Here is a 7,094-nt window from a genome sequence, read left to right as displayed (position 1 = left end):
TGTATTCTTAATATTGAATTGAGTAATATCTGTTAATAATTTTTGATAAGGTCTATCTGATACAAATCTTCGATTTAGTATATTTTTAGCGACTTTTCCAGTGCTTCCTTTATAAGATTTATAGTTTCTGCTTCTATGGTTAAACTTTGTGCATAAAAGTTTATTTTCTCTTGTTATTCTTAAAACTTTCTTATGATTAACTATAATCCCCATTGCATGAAGCTCTAAGGTAATTCTACGATAACCAACACGTTCATGATTTTTTTCGATAATTTCTTTAATCAACTTCAGCAGAGGTGCATTCTTATACTCTTTTAAACCTAAATTGTTTTTCCAATAATGATAGATACTTTTAGCTATATTGGCTACTTTTAGAATATGATTCAGCTGATAATCTTTCTCTTTCCTTAACTCAATAATAGCTGAAACTATTTCTTTGTTTGATTTTTTCGAGCTAAGGATTGTAACTTTTTTTCGAGTTCAATTTGGATTTCCAACAATTTATTTTCATAACGTAGTCTTTCAAGTTCTTCTCTTTCAGTTTCGTTTAATTGTTGGTTAGACGATTCACTCTTCTTATTTTTCATGGCTTTGGACACACGACCTTTCGGTTTTGGTTTTAAGCCAAGAATACCATACTCATTAAATTTCTTCTGCCATTGAGCAATTAAGGAAGGGTTAGGAATATTAAATATTTTCGCAGTTTCTTTATACGATAAATGATGTTCCAATCGGTATTCTATGATTTCACATTTTTCTTCTTTTGAATATTTTCTTTTTGTCATACCAAAAGTAAGACCTTGAATACCGAAGGTATCGTACTGATAGATCCATCTTTCGATATAAGAATGATGAACATTGCACTTTTTAGCTAATGAACCATAACCAATTTGCCCGCTTTTGTATTCTTGTAATATTTTAAGTTTGAAATCTAAACTATAACTTTTATTCATAATTAAACACCCCAAAAGTTGAATTTTGTAGGTTCAACTTTTGGGGTGCAGTACAGTAAGTTGGAAAAGGTTGCCTTATTTATTTTACTTTCTATACAGGTTTAAGCTTGTGTTTGTTTTGAAATTCGCAAGAAGTAAATTCCGTAGAATACAGCTAGGAAAACAAAGACGCCGCCTGAGAAATAGAAAGTCATATTCAAATTGTTGGTAAATTGATATAACATACCGCCGATTAATGGTCCAATCATTGCACCGACACCTTGGATGCTGTTGAAAACACCCCATGTTTCTTCTTGTTCATCTTTCTTAATGAACTTGCTCATAAAGGTGTTCCAAGCAGGCAGCAAGAAACCATACATTAAACCGATGAACAGTGCTACACCCCATACGATATAAATTTGTGTAATGATAGATAAGCTGAATATCGCAAGTGTGTACAGGATAAAGCCGGTAAAGATTGCACTGTACATGAATTTTCTGCCATGATGGTCGATGATTTTAGATAAAAACAGCATTGAAATGGCACAACCGACACCGCCAATAATTAAAGCCGCGGTATATTCTACCATGCTGACTTTAACTACTTTTGTTGCATAAGTCGGCAAAATAGGGACCAATGCACTGATAGATGCACCTTGCAAGATAATACCCGGGAAGAGTACACCGTTGGAATGAGCTACACGTTTAATTTGTGCAAGCTGTTCTTTTAGACGGCGTGTTTTGTAGTTGGTTAAACGGATTTTCACGAAGTAGTAAAGTATCCATGCAAATAACACTACAAGTGCCATTAAGAATGTGAAATGCGTCGGATGGACTTTCACAATCAGCAGCATGCCGATCATCCCTGCAAGTAAACCAAAGAGCCATGAGAAATAGACATGGCCCATTTGTTTACCGCGTGATTCGTCTCTGACACTAGAGAGCATAATAACCCAAATCGGACTCGAAGCAACCCCTAATAAGATTGCACTTAAAATCAAGACGATAGGATTATATGGGAACCAAATGACTAAAAATAAACTGCCGAAAGCAAGCAAGAAGCCGAGTGTTAAGACCGGCTTCGCTCCAAAACGTTTCAATAAGAAACCGACAACAAAGTTCGTTGCCGCATCAGAAATATAATGAATTGAAACTGCCGCAGACGTCACACCGACTGCTACGGAGGATACCGTAGGCAAGAAAGGCAAGTAGCCGAGTACAAACATACCGCGTGCAAATTCCATAAAGAATAAGATAAACAACATAATTATGAAATTACGTTTATAGTTATTGTTGGTTTTACTTGAGGAAGAGCTTTGCATATAATGGTACCTTTCCATAAATTTCTTCAGCTTGTGAAGATTCATCTAATAGATGTAAAAGGTCTCGGCATAATTTATAGGTAGGGTACTTGACTTTCAATTCTTGCATACGTGCTGACATCGCCTTTAACGCTGTTTCATCTTGTGTCAGTGAAGTAATCAAAGCAATTGCTTCTTCTGTCGTATCAGCCACTTTACCCATACCTTTAGCTTCAAAGTAATAGGCATTTTCAAGTTCTTGGCCAGGTGCAGGGTCTAAGAAAATCATAGGAACTCTGCGTGCTAAAGCTTCTGAAATTGTGATACCGCCTGGTTTGGTTACCATTAAGTCAGCAGAAGCCATCCATTCGTTCATATGATGTGTGTAACCTAAGATTAAAACATTTTTGTTTGTCTTGAATTGATATTTCAAGCTGCGTCTTAATTCTTTGTTTTTGCCGCAAACCATGACAACTTGCGTTTCAGGCGAGCGTTCTAAAATATCTGAAATCATTGCTTCAAATCCTTTAGATACACCAAAAGCACCTGCAGACATTAATACAGTCGGACGGTTAGGATCTAAATGATTTTTACGCATCCAAGCTGCTTTATCAATATCTTCATCAAATTGTTCTGAAATAGGAATACCTGTAACTTTTATAATATCTTGTGGTACGCCGATAGCTTTAAATTCTTGCTTCAAATCTTCTGTAGCGACATAGTAACGTGAAGAGTGGGGTGTGACCCAGTTTTTATGTAAGCGATAATCTGTCATTACCGTCGCAATCGGAATGTTCATATTAAATTGTTCGGTTAATACTGACATGACCGGTGTCGGGAATGTCAGCAATATCAAATCTGGTTTTTCTTTTATCAACAAATTAATCAGTTTGTTCAGACCGTAATATTTGTAAAAGCATTTATCAATGTCTTGCGGGCGGCTATAATAAAAACGCTTGTATGAATTTCTGAAATACTTAAAACTATTGATATAATACTTCTTGCAAATGGAAGTCAAAATAGGATGTGCTTCTAAAAACAAATCATGCTCAATCACAGAAAGATGCTTGAGATTCATTTCATTTAATTGATTCACAACGCTATTGGTCACCTGCAAATGGCCGTTCCCGAAAGAACCTGTAATTATCAATATCTTCTTATTTTGAGTAACCATGAAAGCAGCCACCCTCCAGTTAGTAGATTTAATGTTACCTATTTGAACGCAATTGTTTTAGTACAACTGCTTTGCCTACAGTTTAACGTATGTTGCATTTATATTAAATAGTATTGACGCTAACATCACTGAATTATAACACTTATTAACACACTATAAAAATATTTTCATACTATCTTAACATTTATCGCAAATTTAAAGTTAGGCATTATCTATTTCTATAACCTAAACCCGATATGCTAAACTTGAAAAAACAAATTGCAATGGTGCTGTTGATATAATTATCAATGAGAAAACGATACAATAGAAAATGAGTTTTCGTATTTAGATTTCTGAAGGAAAAATGTATAATATTATAGTATTGGACTAAGAAGGGGCGATCGATGTGAAAGCGAACGAATTGTTCGAAAAGATAAAATCGAAACAAGTGCTTGGCAGTTTAGACAGAGAAATTAATGATGTAACAACAGATTCTCGTACTGCAAAAGAAGGCAGTATCTTTGTAGCATCTAAAGGTTATACAGTAGATAGTCATAAATTCTGCCAAGATGTCGTAAATCAAGGATGCAAAGTGATTGTGGTAGAACGCAAACAAGACTTGCAAGGAGATGTGACACAAGTGGTGGTGCCGCATACAAGACGTGTGGCAAGTTTAATCGTACATAAGCTGTACCATTATCCGAGCGAGCAATTAGTCACATATGGTGTGACAGGAACCAACGGCAAAACATCTATTGCGACGATGATTCATTTAATTCACCGCAAACTCGGCAAAGGCAGTGCTTATTTAGGTACAAACGGCTACCAAATCAATGAAACTGTCACAAAAGGCGAGAATACGACACCTGAAACAGTGACATTGACTAAAAAGGTGCATGAAGCGGTTGAAGCAGGTGCAGAAGCAATGACGTTAGAGGTTTCAAGCCACGGTTTAGCTTTAGGACGCTTAAGCGGTGTTGAATTCGACGTCGCAATCTTTTCAAATTTAACGCAAGACCACTTAGATTTCCACGGTACAATGGAAGCTTATGGTCATGCCAAATCTTTATTATTCAGTCAGCTTGGCGAAGATTTAAGCAAAGAAAAATATGCGATTGTCAATGAAGATGACGATTTCTCAGAATATCTTAAAAGTGTAACGCCTTATGAAGTCTTTACGTATGGTATTCACAGACCTGCGCAATTCAAAGCAGAGCACATCAAAGAGTCGTTAACAGGCGCAACGTTTGATTTTGTGACACCTGACGGCACTTTCCATGTTGAATCGCCGTATGTAGGACAATTCAATATTTCTAATATTATGGCAGCCATGACAGCGGTGTGGAGTAAAGGTACGCCTATGCAGGACATTGTTAATGTGGTCAGTCAATTAGACCCTGTAGAAGGACGTTTAGAAGTATTAGATCCATCATTGCCGATTGACTTGATTATCGATTATGCACACACAACTGACGGTATCGAAAAGCTGATCGACGCAGTGAAACCTTTTGTGAAACAAAAATTAATCTTTTTAATCGGTATGGCAGGTGAGCGTGATTTGACGAAAACACCTGAAATGGGCAAACAAGCATGCCGAGCAGACTATGTTATTTTCACGCCTGACAATCCAGCCAATGATGATCCTAAAATGCTGACGGCTGAACTTGCAAAAGGTGCAACACATGATAATTATGTAGAATTTACAGATCGTGCTGAAGGTATCCGCCATGCGATTGAAGTCGCAGAACCAGGCGACACAGTCGTATTAGCTTCTAAAGGCCGCGAACCTTATCAAATCATGCCGGGACATGTTAAAGTACCGCACCGTGATGATTTAATCGGTTTAGAAGCAGCCTATAAGAAATTCGGAGGTGGCCCTTCTGAAGATTAGAACACTTCAAGCAATAGAAGGCGCACAAGCTTTTTGTTATACAGATGATACGATGCAGACAGTTCTGATTGCCATTCCGGATCTGAACTGGTCTGCAGCGCTAGATAAGAAGGAGTCAGCAGAAGATGTAGAAGAAGAATTGATTATGTATTTATTTAACTTAATGGATGAGGCTGAGGCAGAGCACTTAGCACATGAACTGACTTTAATTATTTTTGATAAAGGAGACAACATATGAGTATAAAGGATGAAATCGAATCCAGAAAAACCTTTGCGATTATTTCTCACCCGGATGCCGGGAAAACAACATTAACTGAGAAATTACTGTTATTCGGCGGAGCAATTCGTGAAGCAGGTACAGTAAAAGGTAAAAAATCAGGCAAATTCGCAACGAGTGACTGGATGAAAGTAGAACAAGAACGTGGTATTTCTGTCACAAGTTCTGTGATGCAGTTTAACTACGATCATTATAATATTAATATTTTAGATACACCTGGGCACGAAGACTTCTCAGAAGATACGTATCGTACTTTAATGGCAGTGGACAGTGCAGTGATGGTTATCGACTGTGCGAAAGGGATCGAACCGCAAACACTTAAATTATTCAAAGTATGTAAAATGCGCGGTATTCCTATCTTCACTTTCATCAATAAATTGGACCGTGTGGGTAAAGAACCTTTCGAATTGTTAGATGAAATTGAAGAAACATTGAATATTAAAACTTATCCGATGAACTGGCCTGTAGGTATGGGTCAAAACTTCTTCGGTATTATCGATAGAGAACATCGTACAATCGAGCCTTTTCGAGATGAAGAACATTTATTGCATATTAATGAAGATTATGAGTTGGAAGAAGAACATGCGATTACAAATGATAGTACTTTCGAACAAGCAATCGAAGAGTTTATGTTAGTGGAAGAAGCGGGCGAAGACTTTGATAATGACATGCTTTTAGCTGGTGAATTAACACCTGTATTCTTCGGTTCAGCATTAGCCAACTTCGGTGTACAGAATTTCTTAAATGCTTATGTCGATCATGCGCCGATGCCGAATGGCCGTTTAACGAAAGACGAAGAAGAAGTAAGCCCGTTTGCGCCTGACTTCTCTGGCTTTATCTTTAAAATCCAAGCCAACATGGATCCTAAACACCGTGACAGAATCGCATTTATGCGTATAGTCAGCGGGGCATTCGAACGTGGTATGGACGTTAAATTGCAGCGTACGAATAAAAAGTCTAAAGTTACACGTTCGACATCATTTATGGCTGATGATAAAGAAACAATCAACCACGCAGTTGCAGGAGATATTATCGGATTGTACGATACAGGCAACTATCAAATCGGAGATACATTAGTCGGCGGCAACCAAAAATACAGCTTTGAAGATTTACCGCAGTTCACACCTGAACTGTTTATGAAAGTATCGCCGAAAAACGTTATGAAACAAAAACATTTCCATAAAGGTATTGAGCAGCTGGTACAAGAAGGTGCTATTCAATACTATAAAACATTGCATACGAACCAAATTATTTTAGGGGCAGTCGGACAGCTTCAATTTGAAGTGTTCGAGCACCGTATGAACAATGAATATAATGTGGACGTTATTATGGAACCGGTCGGCCGCAAAATTGCACGCTGGGTAGAAAATGAAGATGCGATTCAAGATAAAATGAGTACAGCACGTTCTATTCTGGTACAAGACCGCTATGAACAAAAAGTATTCTTATTTGAAAACGAATTTGCGACACGATGGTTTGAAGAAAAATTCCCTGAAATTAAACTTTATAGTTTATTGTAAGACTGTAATAGGGTATACTT

The 7,094-nt window shown here is 37.3% G+C and carries 7 protein-coding genes; 3 read left to right on the top strand and 4 right to left on the bottom strand.

The features are described 5' to 3' along the window. The 4 genes from DVJ99_RS07150 to DVJ99_RS07135 all read right to left on the bottom strand — a co-directional run. The coding region (locus tag DVJ99_RS07150) for an IS3 family transposase (protein WP_346426306.1) at positions 1-294 on the bottom strand (294 nt) is incomplete at its 3' end. Positions 295-428: 134 nt separating this feature from the next. Beyond that, entirely contained in the window at positions 429-953 is a 525-nt protein-coding gene (locus tag DVJ99_RS07145) for a helix-turn-helix domain-containing protein (RefSeq protein ID WP_114603711.1), read from the bottom strand. A 101-nt stretch (positions 954-1,054) separates the two neighbouring features. Then, positions 1,055-2,254, bottom strand: coding sequence for a lipoteichoic acid biosynthesis MFS flippase LtaA (gene ltaA / locus DVJ99_RS07140; protein ID WP_114603710.1), 1,200 nt, complete (start codon positions 2,252-2,254; stop codon positions 1,055-1,057). Beyond that, positions 2,232-3,407, bottom strand: coding sequence for a diglucosyl diacylglycerol synthase (locus DVJ99_RS07135; RefSeq protein ID WP_114603709.1), 1,176 nt, complete (start codon positions 3,405-3,407; stop codon positions 2,232-2,234). The genes ltaA and DVJ99_RS07135 overlap by 23 nt, the downstream gene beginning before the upstream one ends. A gap of 385 nt (positions 3,408-3,792) precedes the next feature. Between DVJ99_RS07135 and DVJ99_RS07130 the strand changes: the two genes are divergently transcribed. Genes DVJ99_RS07130 through DVJ99_RS07120 form a run of 3 tightly spaced genes read left to right on the top strand, consistent with a single transcriptional unit; the run spans position 3,793 to position 7,074 of the window. Further along, entirely contained in the window at positions 3,793-5,277 is a 1,485-nt protein-coding gene (locus tag DVJ99_RS07130) for a UDP-N-acetylmuramoyl-L-alanyl-D-glutamate--L-lysine ligase (protein WP_114603708.1), read from the top strand. After that, a complete protein-coding gene (locus tag DVJ99_RS07125; RefSeq protein WP_114603707.1) occupies positions 5,258-5,515 on the top strand; it encodes a YueH family protein in 258 nt (85 codons plus the stop codon). The genes DVJ99_RS07130 and DVJ99_RS07125 overlap by 20 nt, the downstream gene beginning before the upstream one ends. Continuing rightward, the gene (locus DVJ99_RS07120) at positions 5,512-7,074 is read left to right on the top strand and encodes a peptide chain release factor 3 (RefSeq protein WP_105993720.1); all 1,563 of its coding nucleotides are present in this window, start codon (positions 5,512-5,514) and stop codon (positions 7,072-7,074) included. Before DVJ99_RS07125 ends, DVJ99_RS07120 begins: the two co-directional genes overlap by 4 nt. Positions 7,075-7,094 lie beyond the last annotated feature (20 nt).

It is taken from the genome of Staphylococcus sp. EZ-P03, assembly GCF_003344575.1.
GTDB classification, from domain to species: domain Bacteria; phylum Bacillota; class Bacilli; order Staphylococcales; family Staphylococcaceae; genus Staphylococcus; species Staphylococcus simulans_B.
This window is presented reverse-complemented; position numbering and strand designations above follow the sequence as displayed.